A 19,308-nucleotide genomic window follows, 5' to 3' on the forward strand; every position below is an offset into this window, starting at 1 on the left:
CGCTGCTCCACCCCTGATGCTCGCCGCGATCCAGCCCGTCCGCAGCCTCCTGCTCGCCATCTTCATGCTGATGGCGGGCAGTGGCTTTTTGTCGACGCTGATCAGCCTGCGACTGGAGCGGGCCGGGGCGGGAACGATCGTGATCGGCGTGGTCGCCACGGCCTATTTCGCCGGGCTGGTGGTCGGCGCGCTTCGGGCCGGCGAGATCGTCCGGCGGGTGGGGCATATCCGCGCCTTTGCGGTGTTCGTCTCGCTGCTCTCGGCGAGCACGCTCTCTTATGCCCTGATCCAGTCCGCGCCGTTCTGGGCAGGCCTGCGCCTGATCGATGGCCTGTGCGTCGCCGGGGTCTTCATCTGCCTCGAAAGCTGGCTCAACGATCGGGCGGAGATGGAGACGCGCGGCAGCATCCTCGCTGCCTATATGGTCGCGCTCTATCTCGGGCAGGCAGTAGGCCAGCTGCTGCTCGGTGCCAGTGGCACGCTGCCGGCCGCGCCGTTTCTGCTCGCGTCCATTCTCATCTCGCTGGCGATCATTCCGCTCTGCCTCACCCGCAGCAGCGCGCCGGCGCCGGTCGATGCGGAAGCGTTCACGATACGAGGACTCTACGCCGCCTCGCCGCTGGGCACGGTCGGTGCAGTGGCGACGGGCCTGATGCTTGGCGCCTTTTACGGCATGGCGGCAGTCCATGTACGGCGGCTGGGGCTGGACCTGAGCGCGACGGCCACCTTCATGATGATTGTCATCCTCGGCGGCGTGGCGCTGCAATGGCCGCTGGGCCGCCTGTCCGACCGGCTGGATCGGCGGCGCGTGATCGTCGGCTGCTTCACCGCCACGCTGGTCGTCAGCCTGATGCTCGCCATGCTGGCATCGCGAGGGCTCGACCTGTTGGTGCTCGGCGCCTTGTTCGGTGGGCTGAGCTTTGCGCTGTATCCGCTCTGCGTCGCGCACTGCAACGACCGGTTGCTGGCCGCCGAGCGCGTCGCGGCGAGCGGGCGGTTGGTGCTGCTCTACTCGGCCGGTGCTGCCGCCGGTCCGCTGGGTGCGGCGCTGCTGATGAGCGCGGCGCCCGTGGGCGGCCTGTTCTTCTTCATCGCGCTGTGCGCGGGCCTGACGCTCGCTTTCGGCCTCTGGCGGCAGGCCTCGACGCCGCCTGTGCCGGCGCCCGACCAGCAGGATTTCCAGATCGTCCCGCGCACCACCCCCATGGCCTCGCTGCTGGACCCCAACACTGTCGACGGACACACCGAATGACCGCTCCCTCGCTATCAGCCTCCCCCGACCAGCCGGTCGAGACTGCCACGCTGCGCCGCGCGATCGCGGCCTCGGCATTGGGCAACGCCACCGAATGGTTCGATTACGGCATCTACGCCTATGGGGTGACCTATATCTCGGCTGCGCTCTTCCCGGGCGATCTGGATGATGCGGTGCTGTTCGCGCTCGCGACCTTCGCCATCTCCTTTCTGGTGCGTCCGCTCGGCGGGCTGTTCTGGGGACCGCTGGGTGACCGGCTGGGGCGCAAGTCGGTGCTCGCATTCACCATTCTGCTGATGTCGGGCGCCACGCTCGCGGTCGGGCTCATCCCGTCCTATGCCAGCATCGGCCTCTGGGCGCCCGCGCTGCTCATCCTGCTGCGGATGGTGCAGGGTTTCTCGACCGGCGGCGAATATGGCGGCGCGGCGACCTTCATGGCCGAATATGCGCCGGACAAAAGGCGCGGCTTTTACGGCAGCTTTCTCGAATTCGGCACGCTGGCGGGCTTCTCCTTCGGCGCGATCCTCATGCTCAGCTTCTCGATGCTGCTCGGGGAGGCGCAAATGTATGAATGGGGCTGGCGCATTCCGTTCCTTGTGGCGGGGCCGATGGGGCTGGTCGGCATGTATTTGCGCTCGCGCATGGAGGACACGCCGGTTTTCCGCGCTCATGAGAGCGAAGCGCGGCCTTCGGTTTCGCTCCGCCAGCTCATGCACAGCCACTGGCGCCCGATGCTGGTCGTGGGCGGACTGGTCGTGGCGCTCAATGTCGTCAACTATACGCTGCTCAGCTACATGCCGACCTATCTCGAGCGGCGCATCGGCCTCACCGCGCAACATGCGCTGATCGTCCCGATTGTCGGCATGCTGTTCATGATGCTGTTCCTGCCCTTTGCCGGGTCGCTCTCGGACCGGATCGGGCGCAAGCCGATGTGGCGCTTCTCGCTCATCGGCCTGCTGGTCTGTGTTGTGCCGCTTTATCTGCTCATGGGCACAGGCTTCCTCGGCGCCACGATTGCATTCGTGCTCCTCGGCCTCCTCTATGTGCCCCAGCTGGCGACGATTTCGGCGACATTCCCCGCGCTTTTCCCGACCGCCGCGCGCTTTGCCGGCTTCGCCATCGCCTATAATGTGTCCACCTCCATCTTCGGTGGCACGGCGCCGGCCATCGGCAGCGGCCTGATCACGCTGACCGGGAACGAGCTGATGCCGGCCTTCTATATGATGCTGGCCTGTCTGGTCGGGCTGGTTGCCTTGCGCTTCATGCCGGAAACGGCGGGCCGCTCGCTTCACGAAGATGTTTTTGCTCGCGGTGACCGCGCCGGGACGCCGACGCGCCTTTGAGCATTCTCGAATCGAGAATGCACCGCCAAAGCTACATGGCCTTCTGATCTGGCCCTCTCGCGCGTACCGCAGATCCTATCGCGCTCAGCCCCGACGGGAATCGTGTCGAACCCAGCTCCGCTGGTTCGGGTCTTCGTTCTGGCGATGCGCAATAAGAGCTTGAGCAGGGAGAGGATCAGATGAAAGCTATCAGCGCAGCCCGTTCGCGGTTCCATTTGGGCGTTTGCATTGCGGCAATGCTGTGCCCCCTCAGCGGCGCCTTGGCGCAGGTGAGCGACGATGCCGCCGAGCCGGCGACAGCCCAGGTTACAAGCGCGCAGCCGGAAGTCGCCGGCGCGGCGTCTTCTGCCGGCGCAGCGGCCGATCAGGACATCGTCGTCACCGGCTCACGCATTCAGGCGAGCGGCTTCACGGCGCCGACGCCGACCTCGGTCATCAGCACCGCGCAGATTCAGTCCGTGGCACCGACGCGGGTCGATGACGCGCTCCGCCTCATCCCGGCCTTTTCGACGACCGGCAACGGCGTTGCGCGGGCCTTGTCATCCGCGACGGTGGTTGCCGATCTGCGCAATGTCGGCGCGCAGCGCACGCTGGTGCTGGTCGATGGCCGCCGCCATGTCGCGACTGCGCCGGAGGGCACGGTCGACCTCGGCGTCATCCCGGCCATCCTCATTGAACGCACGGAAGTTGTCACCGGCGGTGCTTCGGCATCCTGGGGATCGGACGCCGTGTCCGGCGTGATCAACCTCATTCTCAAGTCCAAACTCCAAGGCGTCGAGGGCACGGTTCAGAGCGGCATTTCGCAATATGGCGATGCCCAGAACGTGCTGGCTGGCCTAGCGGCTGGAACCAGCTTTGGCGGCGGGCGCGGCCATATTCTGATCGGCGGCGAATATTCCAAGAATGAGGGCATTGGCCAGACGCCTTATCGCCCGCGCCCCTGGGTGAGCCGTGGCGTCGCCGGCAACTCGGCTTATGCGCAAAATGGCCTGCCTGCGACCATCTACGCGGACGATGTGCGCCGCACCGACCTGTGGGAAGGTGGCCTGATCACCAGCGGCCCGCTGCGTGGCACGACCTTCCTGCCGGGGCAGCAGACCGGCCAGTTCGGCTATGGCGAAGTCTTCGGCAACCGGATGATCGGCGGCACGAGCAACTACACCGAGATCATCAATCCGGGCGGCAACCTCCAGCAGCCGGTCGAGCGCTATTCGGCGATGGCCCGCGTCTCCTATGAGGTGGTCGACAACCTCACTCTGTTTGCGGAAGGCAGCTTCGCGCGGTCGATCACCAATGGCTATTTCGCCGAGCCGCGCCAGCAGGGCTCCGTCACCGGCAATCCCACCTGTTCGGCGACCACCATTCCCGGCGGGCAGACCGGCAATGTGCTGGTGCCGATCACCAACCCCTATCTGAGCGACGACTTCCGCACGCGTGCGCTTGCCGCCGGTGTGACCTGCTTCAACTTCGGCCGCTCCCTGCGCGAGCAGGGCCTGGGCGCCGTGCGCGGACATGTCGGCTCGCCGTCGGTCTATCGCGGTGTCGTCGGCGTGGAAGGCACGCTCGGGGACTGGTCGTTCGATGCGTATTACCAATATGGCCGCAATCACTTCGTCCAGGAGTATGTCGGCCAGATCAACATGATCAATTATCGCAAGGCGATTGACGCCGTGCGCTCCGGCAGCAACATCGTCTGCCGCGTGAATGCCGATGCCAATCCGCTCAATGACGACCCGGCGTGCGCACCGCTCAATCTCTTCGGCTTTGGATCGCCCTCGCAGGAAGCCATTGCCTACATCACCGGCACGTCGCGTTTCGACCTCATCACCAAGCAGCAAGTGGCGGCGTTCAGCGCCAATGGCGCGCTGTTCGAGGGCTGGGCCGGCCCGATCAACGCCGCGTTCGGCGCGGAGTATCGCGAAGAGTCGATCGATGCGACGGTGGACGCCATTTCGCAGGCCGGCCAGTGGCAAAGCGGCGCGCGCCAGCCGATCTCCGGCAGCTATAATGTGAAGGAAGTGTTCGGCGAACTGGCGATCCCGCTATTGAAGGATCTGCCGTTCATTCGCTCGTTCGATCTCAACCTCGCCGCGCGTTACACGGACTACAGCACATCGGGCGGCGTCACGACCTGGAAGGTCGGCGGCACGTGGGAATTGTCGAGCGAACTGCGGCTTCGCGCCACGCGGTCCCGCGACATCCGGGCCGGCAATTTTGCCGAGCTGTTCGCGCCGACGACGGTGGCGCGCCAGAACATTCGCGATCCGCGCCGGTCGACCAACTACACCGTCGAGGTCGCATCTCTGGGCAACCCCAATCTCGATCCCGAAAAGGCCGATACGCTCACGGCGGGCATCGTCTATCAGCCCCGCTGGCTGGACGGCCTGCGTCTCTCGGTCGATTATTACGATATCGACATCAAGGGCGTGATCGGGACGATCTCGGCGAACGAGGTGCTCGAGCGCTGTTATGTGGACGGCATTTCCGACTTCTGCGGCCTCGTCACGACTTCTGGCGGCGCCCCGGCCGGCGACATCACCGGTGTGACGGTCCGCTTCGAGAATCTGGATCGCCTGAAGACCAAGGGCGTCGACTTCGAAGCCGCCTATCGCTCCTCGCTGGAGAATATCTTCGGTCAGGGTGCCGGCTCGCTCTCCATTCGCCTGCTGGGGACATATCTGGACACATTGGCCACCACGGCCGTGTCCACCGCCAGCACGGAAGAACGGGCGGGCGAATATGTGACGCCGCACTGGCGCGTGTCCGGCCTCGTTACGCATGAACTGGGCCGCCTGACGAGCACGCTGGACCTGCGCTGGCTGCAGGGCGGCAAGATCGACAATGATTTCGTTGTCGGCACCGGCACGCTGAACAGCATCAACTTCAACGATACGAAGAACACCTTCTACACCAACGCGACGTTCACGGTCGATGTCTCGCGGGACGCCGATCGGAGCCGGGAGATGTTCATTCGCCTGAACAACATCTTCAACGTCGCACCGCCCTTCCCGGACCAGGCATCGCCCTTGTTCGATCAGGTCGGGCGCGCATTCCGCGTCGGTCTGCGGTTCAAGATGTAAGGGCGCCCGCGCTTCACCAACACTCATGGGATGGCGCCCGCAGCGCCATCCCTCCCCAGAAAGGATATGGTTCGCCGATTATGGACAGACCTAAAGTTCAGGAAGTTCGCCAGTCGGAGGATCGTTTTCTGGCCTCTGACGTGTTCGAGACGGGTGGTCGGGTGCTGCCGCGGGCCAATGGCACGGGGACCTGGGTCGAGCCCGCGCGCGAGATCCCGGTGTATCATAGCTGCGACGTGCTGGTGGTCGGCGGCGGGCCTTCGGGCACGGCGGCGGCCTGGGCGGCAGCGCAGGCCGGGGCCGATGTGGTGCTGATGGAGCGCTATAATCACCTCGGCGGCCTTTCCACGGGCGGCCTCGTCATCTGGATCGACCGGATGACCGACTGGACCGGCCGCCAGGTCATCCAGGGCTTTGCCAATGATGTGCTCGGGCGCCTGCCCGCAGCGGGCCTTGCCGGGCCGCCGCGCGCCGACTGGGGCTCGCGCGATCCCAAGAAGGCGAGCTATTGGGGCCAGCGCACTGCCGCGTTCCACGGCACGGTCTGCTGGTCGCCCACGCTCGATCCCGAGCGGTTGAAGCTGATCAGTCAGGAGATGCTGCTGGCAGCCGGCGTGCGGCTGGTGTTCCACAGCTGGGCGGCGGTGCCGATGGTCGCCGACGGCAAGGTCGAGGGCGTGGTGTTCGAATCCAAGGCCGGGCGTCAGGCGCTGCGGGCCAAGGTGGTGGTCGATACCACCGGCGATGGCGACATCTTCGCGCGCGCCGGCGCCGAGTTCGACACCGATATCGAGGAAGGCGACGTCCACCACAGCGCCAACACCGGCTTCATGCTGGGCGGTGTGGACATGGACCGCTGGCTGGCGTTCCGCGCCAATGAGCCCGAGCAATATGCCGAGTTCGCCAAGCTCGGCCGTGAGCGGCTCGGCTTCTTCCAGCCGCCTTATGTCTCCTGGCGCAACGACATCGCGCTGTTCCTCGGCCCACGCCAGTCCGGCCTGTCGGCGCTGGATGTCGACGACCAGACCGAGCTGGAGATCCGCTCGCACCGGTTCATGCAGACGCATTGCGAATTCTTCCTCGCCCATGCGCCGGGGTTCGAGCAATGCTATATGCTGCAGAGCGGCTCGCAGCTTGGCGTGCGGCACACAAGGCGTCTGGCCGGCATGGGCAAGATCCTGCGCAGCCAGTGGGCCGATGGCATTGCGCTGCCTGACGAGGTCGGGGTCAGCCCCTCGGTCAGCCTCAAATATCCGGTGATCTCGGTGCCCTACGGCGCGCTCGTGCCGCGCAAGCTGGATGGCTTGCTGGCTGGCGGCAAGCACATCAGCTGCGATGCCAACTCGCATGGCTTCATGCGCGAAATCCCGCAATGCTGGCTGACCGGACAGGCCGCTGGCGCCGCAGCGGCGCTTTCCGTGAACGCCGGCGTCCAGCCGCGCGTGCTCGATGTGACCAGCCTGCAGGCAGAGTTGCGCAGGCAGGGCGTGTTCCTGCATGACCAGCCCGGTGAGATGAGCCAGACAGCGCAGGCGGCCAGCCGGCCGGCCTGACGCGCCCATAGAGACAATGGAGAGGATCAGAGAGATGCGCAGCGGTAACAGGACGAAGCGAACATATGCCGGGTTGCTGGCCGGTCTCCTGATCTCTTCGATCCTCGCCGGCGCCTCTCCCGCGACGGCTCAGGCGCCGACATCGCGCTCGACCGAGAGTGTCAAAGTCTCGGCTGTGGTGGCTGAGCGCATTGGCTCAGGCCCCGTCATCTATCCAGACATGCCGGGGCTGGAAGGCGATCTAGGCAACAATATCAACGGCCCGTCGGTGATCCGGGTGCCGAGCTGGATCAAGAATCCGCTCGGCAAATATTATATGTATTTCGGCCATCACCGCGGCGGCTATATCCGCCTGGCTTATGCCGATCGGCCCGAAGGCCCCTGGACCGTCTATAAGGATGGCACATTGCGGCTGGAGCAGACCTCGGCACTGCACCACATCTCGTCTCCCGATGCCGTCGTGGATGAAGAGAATAAGCGGATCGTGCTCTATTATCATGGCGCCACCGAGATGCCCGGTGGCGACTATGGCGGCCGGCCCTATGCCCAGCGCAGCTTCGTTGCGACCTCGCCCGATGGTCTGAGCTTTACTGCTGCGTCCGGCGCGTTCGGGGCGCCCTATATTCGCGTGTTCAGCTACAAGGGCAGCAGCTACGGCCTGGGCATGGCCGACAAGGCGAGCGCCTATCCGGTCTGGCTGCGCAGTGGCCAGTTCTTCCGGTCCGCATCGCTCCTGCCGCCGTTCGAAGCCGGCCCGCGCATTCTCGATGAGATGCGTCATGCCGGCGTGACCCGCATCGGCGACACGCTGCATGTCTTCTACACCAATGTAGGGGACTCGCCCGAGCGCATCCTCCATGCCAGCGTCGATCTGCGGCCCGACTGGTCGGAGTGGACAGCCTCGACGCCAACGGAAGTGATGCGCCCGGAAAAGGCCTTTGAAGGCGCCAATCTGCCTTTGGTCTCCTCGCGCGGGGGCATGGCGACGGGCGCGGAGCATGCCTTGCGCGATCCCGGCCTTCTCAACGACGATGGCCGCATCTATCTCTATTATGCCGTCTCCGGCGAGAAGGGGATTGCGGTGGCGCGGGTGACTTTCAAATGATCACGCGCGGGCGGCCGTTCGTGAGCGCGCCCTGATGGATACGCTGCTCAACATGCGCGCCTTTCTGGCCGTGGTTGAATGCGGCAGCCTCGCTGCTGCCGCGCGCAAGCTCAATATCGCCCCGTCGGTCATGTCCAAGCGGATCGGGAGGCTGGAGGATGAACTGGGCGCGGTGCTGTTCGTCAGGACGCCGCGCAAGGCCGAGCTGACGGCCTTTGGCGAGCGCCAATTGCCGCGCATCCGCGCGCTGGTGCGCCAGACCGACGATGTCGTGGCCGGCGCGCGTCGATCCCGCCAGGCGCTGGATGGGCACCTGCGGATCAAATGCCCAACCACGGTGGCCAGCAGCTATTTCGGCCGCTTCTTCGCGGATTTCGTGCAGAGCCATGTCGGCGTCAGCATCGACCTCATGCTGGTCGATCGGTCCGTGAACCCCATCGAGGAAGGCTTCGATCTGGCGATCGGCGCCATGGCCGCTTCTTATGCCGGGGTGATGGATGTTCCCCTGTGCGAGCATCCGATGGTGATCTGCGCCGCGCCGTCCTATCTGGCCCGGCGGGGGCACCCCAAGCATCCGCGCGAGCTGGTCGAGCATGATTGCCTCAACTCGCAGTCGATCGGCGGGACCTGGGTCTTCGAGAGCGAGTCAGGCGATCTGGCGGTGGACGTCAGTTCGCGCTTTGCGGTCAACACCGCCATCGTCCTGCGCGATGCCGCTTTGAGGGGCGCGGGGATCGTTATGCTGAGCGAGTTCGTCTCGCGCGAGGCCGTGCGCGCTGGCCGGCTCGTGCAGTTGCTGCCGGACTTTCCAGTCAAATCTCTCTGGCTCAAAGCCCTGGTTCCCAATGTCAAAATGAGCCTGCCGCTGGTGCAGGCGCTGATCGAAGATCTCCTCGCCTTCACCCAGCCCGTGGCGCCCTGGGACCGGGCGGACCCGGCCAACTGAACCAGCGCCTGCGGGCGACCCATAGAAGGAACACATCGATGCAGAGCAGGCGTGATATGCTTCAGGCTTCTGTCGGGCTGGCGGGCGTTGCCGTCTGGGCTGGCGGAGCGCCGGCCTCGGCTGCATCCGCTCCGGCACCCGCCGGCGCCGCGCCCTTCGTGTCTCCGCTGCAAAAGCAGCTGCGTGAAGACATGGAGACCTACGCCTCGTTCGGCAGCAAGGTCTCGGGCTCTGCGGGCGATCTTGCCGCCGCAGCGTGGATCGGCAAGCGCCTCGCGACGGTCGGCTTCAAGGTCGATGAGGTCAAGTTCCCGATTCCCACATTCGCGCCGGCGGTGACCGAGTTGCGCGCCGGGGACAAGCGCATCGCGGTGGCCGCGCAGCCGGTCGTCGTCCCCACGCCTGCGAAGGGCATTACCGCACCGGCCGTTCTGGTCCGCGATGGGTTCGAGGCGCAGGGCGTCGCCGGGAAGATCGCCATCGTCGTCCTGCCTTATGGTCGTCACGCGGCGATTTTCTCGGGCGAGGTCAAGCCGATGCTGGATCGGGTCATCCCCAATAAGCCGGCTGCCATTGTCATCGTGACGACCGGGCCGACCGGCAGCATCGTGGCGCTCAACACCCGGTTGAAGCCCATCGCCGACGTGCCCATCGCGCTCATGGCGCCGCGCGACCTGCCGATCATCGCCGAGGCCGTTGCCGCGCGCCGACCCCTGACCCTCATTCTCACGGGAAAAAGCGCGACCGGCCACAGCAGTAATATCATCGCGCGGCGCGCGGCAGGCCCCAAGTGGCTGGCTTTCTCCACGCCTCGCTCGGGCTGGGGCGTCAGCGTCGGCGAGCGGGCGCCCGGGACTGCCGCCTTTCTGGAGCTGTGTGGCTGGGCGGCGATCCGCTACCCGGATCATTCGCTCTTCGCCATCAACGCCGGTGGGCATGAGCTCGATTTCGCGGGCACGCACCACTCCCTCTCCGAAGGGCCACCCGCGGCCCAGACACAGATCTGGACCCATCTGGGCGCCGGGCTCGCTACCCGCGATGCCTATGAGGTGCTGAGCCGCAATCACCAGCTTCTCTCCTGCGCCGATCCGCAGCGCGTCCTGATGACGTCGCCGGGCTTGATGGCAGAGACCACTGAGGCGTTTCGCGGGCTTGCGGGTTATGAGCGGCCGATTGAAGTCGTCGGCGGCGCCGGTGAGCTGTCTTCGATCATCGACCGGGGCTATGTGAACGCCTTTGCCGGCCTTGGCATCCATCGCTGGTGCCATGTTGAGGACGATACCATCGACAAGGTGGATGCCGCGCTGCTCGAACCGGTTGTGGAAGCTCATCGCGCCGTGGTCGAAGCGGCCGTCGCGCGGGCAGTGAGGGGTTAGGCGCCATCTTGAGCCCCTCTTCGGAAGAGGAGGGGAGCCAACCCCACGAACCTCCTGCGCTGCGCCTTATTCCGTCGTGGCGCTTTCGGGCATTGCGTTGACGACCTCGACATTGTGCTCGGCGCAGACTGCGGCGAGTTCCGGGCTGTCGAGATAGTCGGTCACGAGAATATCGACGGCGCTGATGTGGCCGATGCGGACCGGGGCGCTGCGGGTAAGCTTGCTGCTGTCCGCGACGAGAATCACGGAGCGCGAATTTTCGACGATGGCGTGCGAGACCTGCACCTCGTTCAGGTCGAAATCCAGCAACGAGCCATCCTCATCGATGGCGGACGCGCCGATGACCGCGAAATCGACCTTGAAGTTTCGAATGAAATCGACCGCAGTGGGGCCGACCGCGGCCCGATCGGCATGACGCACTCGCCCGCCGACGACGATCAGGTCGATCGCGCTGTTACGGCAGAGGATATCGACCACGTTCAGATTGTTGGTGAGGACCATCAGATTGCTGCGGCCGGCGAGCGCCCGCGCGACTTCCTCGGTCGTCGTGCCGATATTGATGAACAGGGAGGCGCCGTCGGGAATGCGGGCCGCAGCCTCCTTGCCGATCGCCTTTTTTTCGGCCACGGACAGGCGGCGGCGGGCCTCATATTCCAGATTCTCGACGCCCGAGCCGAGAATGGCGCCGCCATGAACGCGCGACAGATAACCGCGCTCGCACAGATCGTTGAGATCCTTGCGAATGGTCTGGGGCGTCACATTCATGCGGCCGACGAGATCCTCCACCGTCACCTTGCCGTTGCGGCGCGCCAGATCCAGGATCTGGCGGTGGCGGGTGTTGGATGCGCTCGTCATGCCGGCGTTCTGACGCTTCGATCCTTGAGTTGCAAGCGTCCTTGTAGCCCGGCGCGCGGCATCATCGGGCGGGCCGTAATGGCTGCGCGGCCGGCCCTTCGTGGCATGGAACAGCGGTGCGAAAGCGCCGCTCAGGAAATGGCCCGTTCGACCGCCTTGCGCCAACCATCGACCGCGGCCGATCGGGTCGCTTCCGGCATCTTCGGCTCGAAGCGCCGCTCGCGGGTCCAGATCCGGTCGAGGTCATCGAGACCGCTCCAGACGCCGGTCGCCAGCCCGGCCATGAACGCCGCGCCCAATGCCGTCGTCTCGACAATGGCGGGCCGCTCGACCGGCGCGACCAGCACGTCGGAGAGGAACTGGCAGAGCCAGTCATTGACCGCCATGCCGCCATCGACGCGCAAGGCGGTTTCGCCTTCGCCGACATCGGCCTTCATGGCGTCGATCAGGTCCATGGTCTGATAGGCGACGGATTCCAGCGCGGCGCGGGCCAGGTGCGCGTCCGTCGCATCGAGCGTGAGGCCGCAGATCAGTCCGCGCGCGTGCGGATCCCAATAAGGCGCGCCCAAGCCGACAAAGGCGGGCACCATATAGACGCCATGACTGTCCGGCACGCGGGTGGCCATGCCGTCCGTTTCCGAGGCATGGGTGATGATCTTGAGCCCGTCGCGCAGCCATTTGACCGCCGCGCCGGCGACGAAGATCGAGCCTTCCAGCGCATAGGTCGTCGTTCCGGCCAAGCGATAGGCCGGGGTGGTGAGCATGCGCGTTTTCGAGAGCACCGGCTCCGTGCCGATGTTCATGAGCGCGAAGCAGCCCGTGCCATAGGTCGATTTCGCCATGCCGGTGCGAAAGCAGCCCTGCCCGAAGAGCGCGGACTGCTGATCGCCGATCATCCCCGCGACCGGGATGGCCTTGCCGAGAATGTCGACATCGCATTGGCCGAAGATGCAGCTATTGTCCCGAACCTCCGGCAGCATCGCGGCAGGCACGCGGAAGAGGCTAAGCAACTCATCGTCCCAGGCCTGGTCCATGATGTTGAACAGCAGGGTGCGGCCTGCATTGGTGGGGTCGGTTGCGTGGACCGCGCCGCCCGTCAGCCGCCAGAGCAGGAAGCTGTCGATCGTACCGAACGCCAGTTCGCTGCGCTCGGCGGCAGCGCGGGCGCCCGCGACATTGTCCAATATCCACGCGGCCTTGGTCGCCGAGAAATAGGGGTCGATCAGCAGCCCGGTCTTGGCGGTGACCATTTCTTCGGCGCCGCTGTCCTTCAGCCGCGCGCATTCATCGGCGGTCCGCCGGTCCTGCCAGACGATCGCGTTGTGGATGGGCTTGCCGGTCGCCCGGTCCCACACCACAACGGTCTCCCGCTGGTTGGTGATGCCGATCGCGGCGACATCCGCGACATCGACGCCGGCCTTGGCCACCACATCCCGCATCATGGCGACGGTGTCGGTCCAGATGTCCTCGGGATCATGCTCCACCCAGCCGAGATTGGGATAATGCTGCTTGAATTCGCGCTGCGTCGTAGCGACCGGATTGGCGGCGGCATCGAACAGGATGCACCGCGTCGAGGTCGTGCCCTGGTCGATCGCGAGAATATAAGGTGGCTGGGCCATGATTGCTCTCCTGTGGTCGCCGGCTGCGCGGCGCGATTGTCAGTTGGCCGCGTCTGCCTCGGCGGGGATCGTCTCCTGCAAGGCGCGCCTGTGGCGTGCGGGAAGGAACGGCCGGATCAGCCAATGATAGACGCTGGCGCCCAGCACGCCGCCGCAGAACGGGCCGGCGATGGGCACCCACCAATAATTGCCCGGCCCCGGGAAAGCGGATTCGCCCCAGCCAGCCAGATAGCCGAAAATGCGGGGGCCAAGGTCGCGCGCGGGGTTGATCGGCCACCCTTCCAGATATCCCGCGCCGCCGCCGATCATGGCGACCAGCAGGCCGATGATGAGCGCGCTCGAATTGGCCTCGGGCGCCTGCGTGTTATATTCCTCGGTGATCGCGAAGATGCCGAGCAGCAGGAAGCCGGTCAGAACGATCTCGTTGAAGAACGCTCGGATCGGCGTGATGTGCGCCCCCGGTGCGGTGAAGAATACACCGGCACCGCCACCGGCCGCCCGCTCCACGCCCTGCGTCGCGTTGAACGCGTCGATCACCGGTGAGAACATCATGTAGACCACGACAGCCCCCAGAAATGCGCCGAAGATCTGCGCCAGCCAGAATGGCACGACCTTGCGCGCGGGGAAGCCGCGATAGATCATGAGCGCGAGGGTCACCGCTGGGTTGGCGTGCGTGCCGGAGACCGCGCCCGTCACATAGATGGCGATGGTGACGGCAAGGCCCCAAGTGATGCACACCCCGAAATAGGCTGTGCTGTAAGGGCTTGGATCATAGAGAAAATACATCGCGGCGGCAGAACAGCCGATGGTGATGATGATGAACACTGCAATGCATTCGGAGATCAGCTCTCCAATAAATGCCTTCCCCGGTGACATTGGCCCCTCCACGTTTATCGTTGTCATTTATCCGACGGCGTTGACGTCCAACCTCGCATGATCCGCGAGATAGGCTTCCAGCGCCGCCACCTCTTCCTCGCGCATATGCAGCCCAAGTTTCGATCGACGCCAGACAATATCGTCGACCGAGCGTGCCCACTCATGCGCGAGAAGATAATCCACTTCGGCTTGCGTGAGCCCGGCGCCGAAATGCTGCCCGAGCTCCTCCGCCGTCTTCACGTCCGCGAGCAGCTTGAAGATGCGTGAGCCGTAGCTCTCCGCCAGGCGGCGGATGGTGGTTTCGCCGAGAAAACCAAACTTTTCCCGCAGGTCGGCAATGAGGCCATCCAGCCCTCCCGTACCCAGATCGCCGCCGGGCAGCGGAGCGGCGGCTGTCCAGGCCGGTCGCAGGCTCGGAAGGTGCCGGGCGAGCTTGTCCATCACCTCCTCCGCCAGCGCGCGGTGCGTGGTGATCTTGCCGCCGAAAACGCTCATCACCGGCGCCGCGCCCCCGGCATGATCCAGCGAGAGGACGTAGTCGCGACTGATCTCCGAGGCGTTAGTCGTCGCGTCGTCATAGAGCGGGCGCACGCCGGCGAAACTCCACATCACATCCTGCGGCGTGATCTGCGTTGCGAACCAGCGGTTGACGGAGTTGCAGAGATAATCCGTTTCGGCCGCATCGATCGTCACGACGTCCGGCGCGCCCTGCCACTCCACATCCGTCGTGCCGATCAGCGTGAAGTCGTTTTCATAGGGAATGGCAAAGACGATGCGCTTGTCCGGATTCTGCAGGATATAGGCGTGGTCGCCCTCATACAGCTTGCGGGTGACGATGTGGCTGCCTTTGATCAGCCGCAATGTGCCCGCGCCCGCAACGCCGGCCCGCTCGGGCAGGAAATCAGCAGCCCAGGAACCGGTGGCGTTAATGAGCACATCCGCCGTCACGGAGAACGGCGTGCCGCCAGTGCCCTGCAAGGACACACGCCAGCCATGCTGATCCCTTTGTGCGGCGAGGCATTTTGTGTGGGTGAGGATCGTCGCGCCATGCTCGGCGGCATCCTGCGCGTTGGCGACGACGAGGCGGCTGTCGTCGCCCCAGCAATCGGCATAGACATAGCCGCGGCCAAACCGAGATTGAATGGCGCTGCCATAGCCATCCCCGGCCAGCCTGATCGCCCGAGAGTGAGGGAGGCTGCTGCGCCCGCCCAGCCGATCATAAAGGAACAGGCCGATGCGCATCATCCACATGGGGCGCATGCCGCGATCATGGGGCAAAACGAACTCGAGGGGACGGATGAGGTGCGACGCCGCACGCATGAGCCGTTCCCGCTCTGCCAGAGCCTTGGCGACCAGCCGGAACTCATATTGCTCGAGATAGCGCAGCCCGCCATGAATGAGCTTGGTGCTGGCCGAGGAGGTGTGCGCGGCGAGATCGTCCTGCTCGACGAGCATGACACGCGCGCCACGACCCGCCGCATCGCGCGCAATCGCAGCGCCGTTTATGCCTCCCCCAACGACCAGAACATCATACTCGATAGCCATGAAGCGACTTTCGCAGCGCCTGACAACGAAAGTCAATTACTTTCGTATCTTTCGTATTTTGAAATGGGTAGATGGTCGGCCCCCGGCGCCAGCGAATTTCGCTCGCAAGACTATATTGGCGAGCGAGTTTCCCGTTAGCTTGGCCGGACGACGGGGTCGGCGCGAGATACGGGACCTATCAGCGCACCGGAAAAGCGAAATTTCAAACGAACCCGTCGGATGTACCCGCGCGGCGTCGGCAGGCTATCAATATCGCTGGACCGCAGCACGCCATGGTGGCTATCGGCTGGGCCATGAGTGTCATCGCAACCATCATGAATTCGGCCACGGGCCAACCCGTTCAGAAAATGACCTTCGGTCGCATGCCCAAGCCCTGGGCCAGCTTTAATCTGGAGAGCGGCGAGCTGGTGACGATCGATCGCGTGCAGGTCGGCAAACCGGCGCCCGGCAAGTTCGTTGCGCCTGTAGAGGTCTGGGTGACGCCGAAAAGCTGATGTCAGCGAGCCCGGAGAGGATGAGCGACATTCTGATCGTCGGCGGCTCGCTCGCCGGCCTCATGACCGGCCTCGCACTGTCGCGGCATGGCTTCTCGATCACGCTGCTGGAGCGCTCGACCGATACCGACCGGACCGGGGCAGCGCTGCAGGTCGGCTATGGCTTGCTCGAGCAGTTGACCGGGCGTCCTCACGCTACGGGCGCGCTCGCCACGGGTGTCCAGGCATGGCAATCGGTCTATCGCGGTCTGCGCGCAGCGGCGGACGAGGCGGGCATTGTGGTCCTGCAGAACGCCCGCGTCGAAGCGACGGGAGAGGCGGAGGATCGGGCCTGGGCGATGACCGCCGATGGTCGGCAGTTCGACGGCAAGGTGCTGGTCGGCGCGGACGGCTATCAGAGCGTCGTGCGGCGGCAGATCAGTCCGGAGCGCCCCGATGCGGTCTTCGCGGAGTATCTGGCCTGGGTCGGCTTTGCCGAAGAGTCGGCCCTGTCTGTCCGCTATCCGCCCAATCTGGAGTTCCTCGAGTCCGGGCCCTATGTGCTTCTCGGCTTTCCGCTGACCGCCGCCGATGGCAGTCCGGAGCGCGGCCGCCGCCGGGTCGGCTGGGGCTGGTACGACGCCGGGCATAACGCAATCCTCCGCAGCACAGGGGCGGTCGAGGGCGCGCTGGTGCGGCATTCGCTACGCCCGAACGACATGTCGGATGCGCTGTTCGACGAGCTGGCCGCACTGGCGCGCCGGCACTGGCCATCGCCCTGGCGCGACGCGATCCTGGAATGTATCGCCCGCAAAGCGGTGCTCGGCACACCGGTCGTGGAATATTGTCCCGACCGACTCGTCGCCGGCCGGATGTGTCTGGTTGGCGACGCCGCCCATGTCTGCACGCCGATGACGGGCAATGGCTTTGCAACCGCCGCGCAAGATGCTCTCACCCTCGCGCGCTGCCTCGACCCGGCGGCCTTGCGGACCGACCCGAATGCCGCGCTCGCGCGATATGAAGCGTCTCGGCTGCCCGAGGTGCGTAGACTGGCGCGGTCCGGCCAGCAGATCAGCCAGAACTTCGTGCGCTCTGCCGGTTGAGGCAGCTCGGAGAAGTTGCGCGACTGGTTGAGCTTTCAACGGTTCCAACGCGTCATTGAGCCATTGAGCACCATGGCGACTGCGGTTGCAGCCGGGCCGCTGCGAACAAAGGCCCAAAGCTCGTCCGAGCGGCATCCATCCGTCGGCGCACGATTGAAGACATGCAGTTGGGAGCGAAGCCGGATCAGTCCACCCGGCCTCGTGAAGAGCGAGATCGCTTTGGCTCTCGACACCAATACAGATGATAGGACGGCACGTTGAGCCAACGCCGGCGCCGTTTCGCTCGTGTGAAGACTTTGCGGAGTGACGGTTCGATCGTCCGACGCACCTGATAATCGAGGAACTCACCGTCGTCGGTCAGAAGGTGCGCGGCATCCTCCACAATTCTTGCCCTGTCGGCCTTCTCCAACGCCGCCCGGCTACGTCCTCCCCTAGGATAGCTTGAGCTTTGAGGGCTGATTCTGTGTGGACGATCAGACGAGGATCATCGATGGTTTGGCGAAGATGGTCTGCAAGACCGTCCTCGCTTTCGATCGCGATCAGCTTGGCGTCGCGTGGCAGGTGCGCAAGAATATAGCGGGTAAACTCACCTGTGCCGGGACCATATTCGACGAACAGGCGCGTTTTGGCCCAATCGACCCCTTCTAGCTGGCGCTCGATGGTGCCCGTCGAGGTGGCAATGGGCGAGCCGACGGAAAGGGGCGCCTTGGCGAACTCCTTGAGGAATGTCGTCCAATGCGTTGAACCACCATTCCCGCCCTGCGGCGTGCTCGCCATGGTATATATCCTCCGAGATCTCCCAGAACAATGTGATCGAGCGCTGTCCGTTCCGGGCTTGGCATTTTATCGGGCACGCGTGTTTGGAAAGGCCATCGTCTGCATTGCGGCGGATAAGGTGGAGGGTGCTGATCATGATCCGGATGATCAGCCAGGCTCAGGATTTATTAATTTGCTTTCGGGGTGGGATTGGGTTGATTCAATGGCGGGGCGAAGAGGCCCTGCCACGAGTGATCTGATCTGGTTGTCGCAAGCGCAGATGCGCCGAATAGACCGGCATTTTCCATTGTCGCACGGGGTGCCGCGCGTCGATGATCGTCGGATCATCAGCGGCATTATCTTCGTGATCCGCAATGGCCTGCGCTGGCGGATGCGCCAGCAGCCTACGGACCTCCGAAGACGATCTACAACCGGTGCATCTGCTCGGGCCGCATGGGCGTGTTCAACAGGATCTTCGTGGCGCTCGCTGCAAAGGGCGGCAAGCCGGACCAGTTGATGATCGACGCGACGCACCTCAAAGCGCACCGATCCTAAGAGAGAAGCCTAAATTACGGCAAAGCACACTGCGACGTCGATGAACGAGCGGCCGCTATTGAACAGGACGTTTGAGTTAAAAGACGGCCGCTATTATTATGGCATCATTAGCCAGAGACGGTCTTCCTAGAGAACGAACGAAGGTCCGCTTTCAAGATGCTCCGATCATTTGTCCAATGTCCGTTATTAGGGGTACCGCCACCCTTCGGAAGGTCTTCAACAACCGGTGTGGTTGCGGAGCGGTGCAGCAAGTCGGTGTTCCGAAAGTCACGCGGCGAAGAGCCGAAGCAGCCTTGAATGCCCGGCTGAAATGGTGGGAATCCTTAAAGCCGCAGCTGTAGGCAATTTCCGTCATCGACCTCACACGCGATTTCACGAAAACCGCAGTTTTCTAAAGTGCTGGGGGTTCGCATTAGGTTGAGGGTGATCGCTGAGGTTCAGGATCTGGCGGAGACGGAGGGATTCGAACCCTCGGTAGCCCCTTAAGGCTACGACGGTTTAGCAAACCGCTGGTTTCAGCCACTCACCCACGTCTCCGCGCTCACCGGGGGAAGTGGCGTCCCGTACCGGCTGAGAGCGGCCTATAAACAGGCTGTTCGTGCATGGCAACGCCCGGCGTCGCCTGTTTCTAGAAAGGCTGCAATTTATCGCGCCAACAAGCTCTGGTAGGTAGGCGTGACGGGGATCGCAAAATGATGCGACTCGACGCAGTGCCCGGCGGCGGTTTGGTGGCAACCGGACGCGAACTAACGCGGAACACGCGCCGCCGTTCCACCATCATTCATCGACTCGTCGTGTCCACTTTTCGACTCATCGCAGGGCTTGGTGCCGCGATTCGCTTGCGATGGGTCGCTCTGGTAGCCGCCGTGGC

General features: G+C 64.5%; 14 protein-coding genes, 1 tRNA gene and 1 pseudogene. 10 read left to right on the forward strand and 6 right to left on the reverse strand.

Annotated elements, in window-relative coordinates; all coding sequences use genetic code 11:
- The first annotated feature begins 16 nt into the window (after positions 1-16).
- The 7 genes from M2341_RS02190 to M2341_RS02220 all read left to right on the forward strand — a co-directional run bounded on the left by M2341_RS02190 (position 17) and on the right by M2341_RS02220 (position 10,655).
- Complete coding sequence (locus tag M2341_RS02190) at positions 17-1,252, forward strand: MFS transporter (protein ID WP_264585969.1); 1,236 nt, start codon at positions 17-19, stop codon at positions 1,250-1,252.
- Positions 1,249-2,595, forward strand: a complete 1,347-nt coding sequence (locus tag M2341_RS02195) for an MFS transporter (protein WP_264584049.1) — start codon at positions 1,249-1,251, stop codon at positions 2,593-2,595. The genes M2341_RS02190 and M2341_RS02195 overlap by 4 nt, the downstream gene beginning before the upstream one ends.
- Positions 2,596-2,774: 179 nt before the next feature.
- Positions 2,775-5,675 (forward strand): TonB-dependent receptor plug domain-containing protein, encoded by a 2,901-nt coding sequence (locus M2341_RS02200; protein ID WP_264584050.1) that lies wholly within the window; start codon positions 2,775-2,777, stop codon positions 5,673-5,675.
- A gap of 80 nt (positions 5,676-5,755) precedes the next feature.
- A complete protein-coding gene (locus M2341_RS02205) occupies positions 5,756-7,228 on the forward strand; it encodes an FAD-dependent oxidoreductase (protein ID WP_264584051.1) in 1,473 nt (490 codons plus the stop codon).
- Positions 7,229-7,262: 34 nt separating this feature from the next.
- Positions 7,263-8,333 (forward strand): hypothetical protein, encoded by a 1,071-nt coding sequence (locus tag M2341_RS02210; RefSeq protein WP_264584052.1) that lies wholly within the window; start codon positions 7,263-7,265, stop codon positions 8,331-8,333.
- A gap of 34 nt (positions 8,334-8,367) precedes the next feature.
- The gene (locus M2341_RS02215; RefSeq protein WP_181560824.1) at positions 8,368-9,279 is read left to right on the forward strand and encodes a LysR family transcriptional regulator; all 912 of its coding nucleotides are present in this window, start codon (positions 8,368-8,370) and stop codon (positions 9,277-9,279) included.
- 56 nt (positions 9,280-9,335) lie between these two features.
- Positions 9,336-10,655 carry a hypothetical protein gene (locus M2341_RS02220; protein WP_264584053.1) on the forward strand — a complete coding sequence of 440 codons (1,320 nt, stop codon included), beginning with the start codon at positions 9,336-9,338 and terminating at the stop codon, positions 10,653-10,655.
- A gap of 66 nt (positions 10,656-10,721) precedes the next feature.
- Here M2341_RS02220 and M2341_RS02225 read toward each other — a convergent pair whose 3' ends face one another.
- The 4 genes from M2341_RS02225 to glpD form a co-directional block, all read right to left on the reverse strand.
- Positions 10,722-11,510 (reverse strand): DeoR/GlpR family DNA-binding transcription regulator, encoded by a 789-nt coding sequence (locus M2341_RS02225; RefSeq protein WP_181560822.1) that lies wholly within the window; start codon positions 11,508-11,510, stop codon positions 10,722-10,724.
- Positions 11,511-11,641: 131 nt separating this feature from the next.
- The gene (glpK, locus tag M2341_RS02230) at positions 11,642-13,129 is read right to left on the reverse strand and encodes a glycerol kinase GlpK (protein ID WP_264584054.1); all 1,488 of its coding nucleotides are present in this window, start codon (positions 13,127-13,129) and stop codon (positions 11,642-11,644) included.
- Between the two features lie 39 nt (positions 13,130-13,168).
- Positions 13,169-14,005: an MIP/aquaporin family protein gene (locus M2341_RS02235; protein WP_264584055.1), complete on the reverse strand. Its 837-nt coding sequence runs from the start codon at positions 14,003-14,005 to the stop codon at positions 13,169-13,171.
- Between the two features lie 27 nt (positions 14,006-14,032).
- A complete protein-coding gene (gene glpD, locus M2341_RS02240; RefSeq protein ID WP_264584056.1) occupies positions 14,033-15,550 on the reverse strand; it encodes a glycerol-3-phosphate dehydrogenase in 1,518 nt (505 codons plus the stop codon).
- A 293-nt stretch (positions 15,551-15,843) separates the two neighbouring features.
- Here glpD and M2341_RS02245 point away from each other — a divergent pair, with 293 nt between their 5' ends.
- Entirely contained in the window at positions 15,844-16,044 is a 201-nt protein-coding gene (locus M2341_RS02245; RefSeq protein WP_181561543.1) for a hypothetical protein, read from the forward strand.
- A 20-nt stretch (positions 16,045-16,064) separates the two neighbouring features.
- Complete coding sequence (locus M2341_RS02250) at positions 16,065-17,126, forward strand: FAD-dependent monooxygenase (RefSeq protein ID WP_264584057.1); 1,062 nt, start codon at positions 16,065-16,067, stop codon at positions 17,124-17,126.
- A 357-nt stretch (positions 17,127-17,483) separates the two neighbouring features.
- Here M2341_RS02250 and M2341_RS02255 read toward each other — a convergent pair whose 3' ends face one another.
- Positions 17,484-17,903: a hypothetical protein gene (locus tag M2341_RS02255; protein ID WP_264584058.1), complete on the reverse strand. Its 420-nt coding sequence runs from the start codon at positions 17,901-17,903 to the stop codon at positions 17,484-17,486.
- Between the two features lie 202 nt (positions 17,904-18,105).
- Here M2341_RS02255 and M2341_RS02260 point away from each other — a divergent pair.
- A pseudogene (locus M2341_RS02260) lies at positions 18,106-18,434 on the forward strand (transposase); the annotation flags it as partial.
- Positions 18,435-18,882: 448 nt separating this feature from the next.
- Here M2341_RS02260 and M2341_RS02265 read toward each other — a convergent pair.
- A tRNA-Ser gene (locus tag M2341_RS02265) sits at positions 18,883-18,974 on the reverse strand.
- Positions 18,975-19,308 lie beyond the last annotated feature (334 nt).

The sequence above is a fragment of the Sphingobium sp. B7D2B genome, assembly GCF_025961895.1.
Taxonomy (GTDB): Bacteria; Pseudomonadota; Alphaproteobacteria; order Sphingomonadales; family Sphingomonadaceae; genus Sphingobium.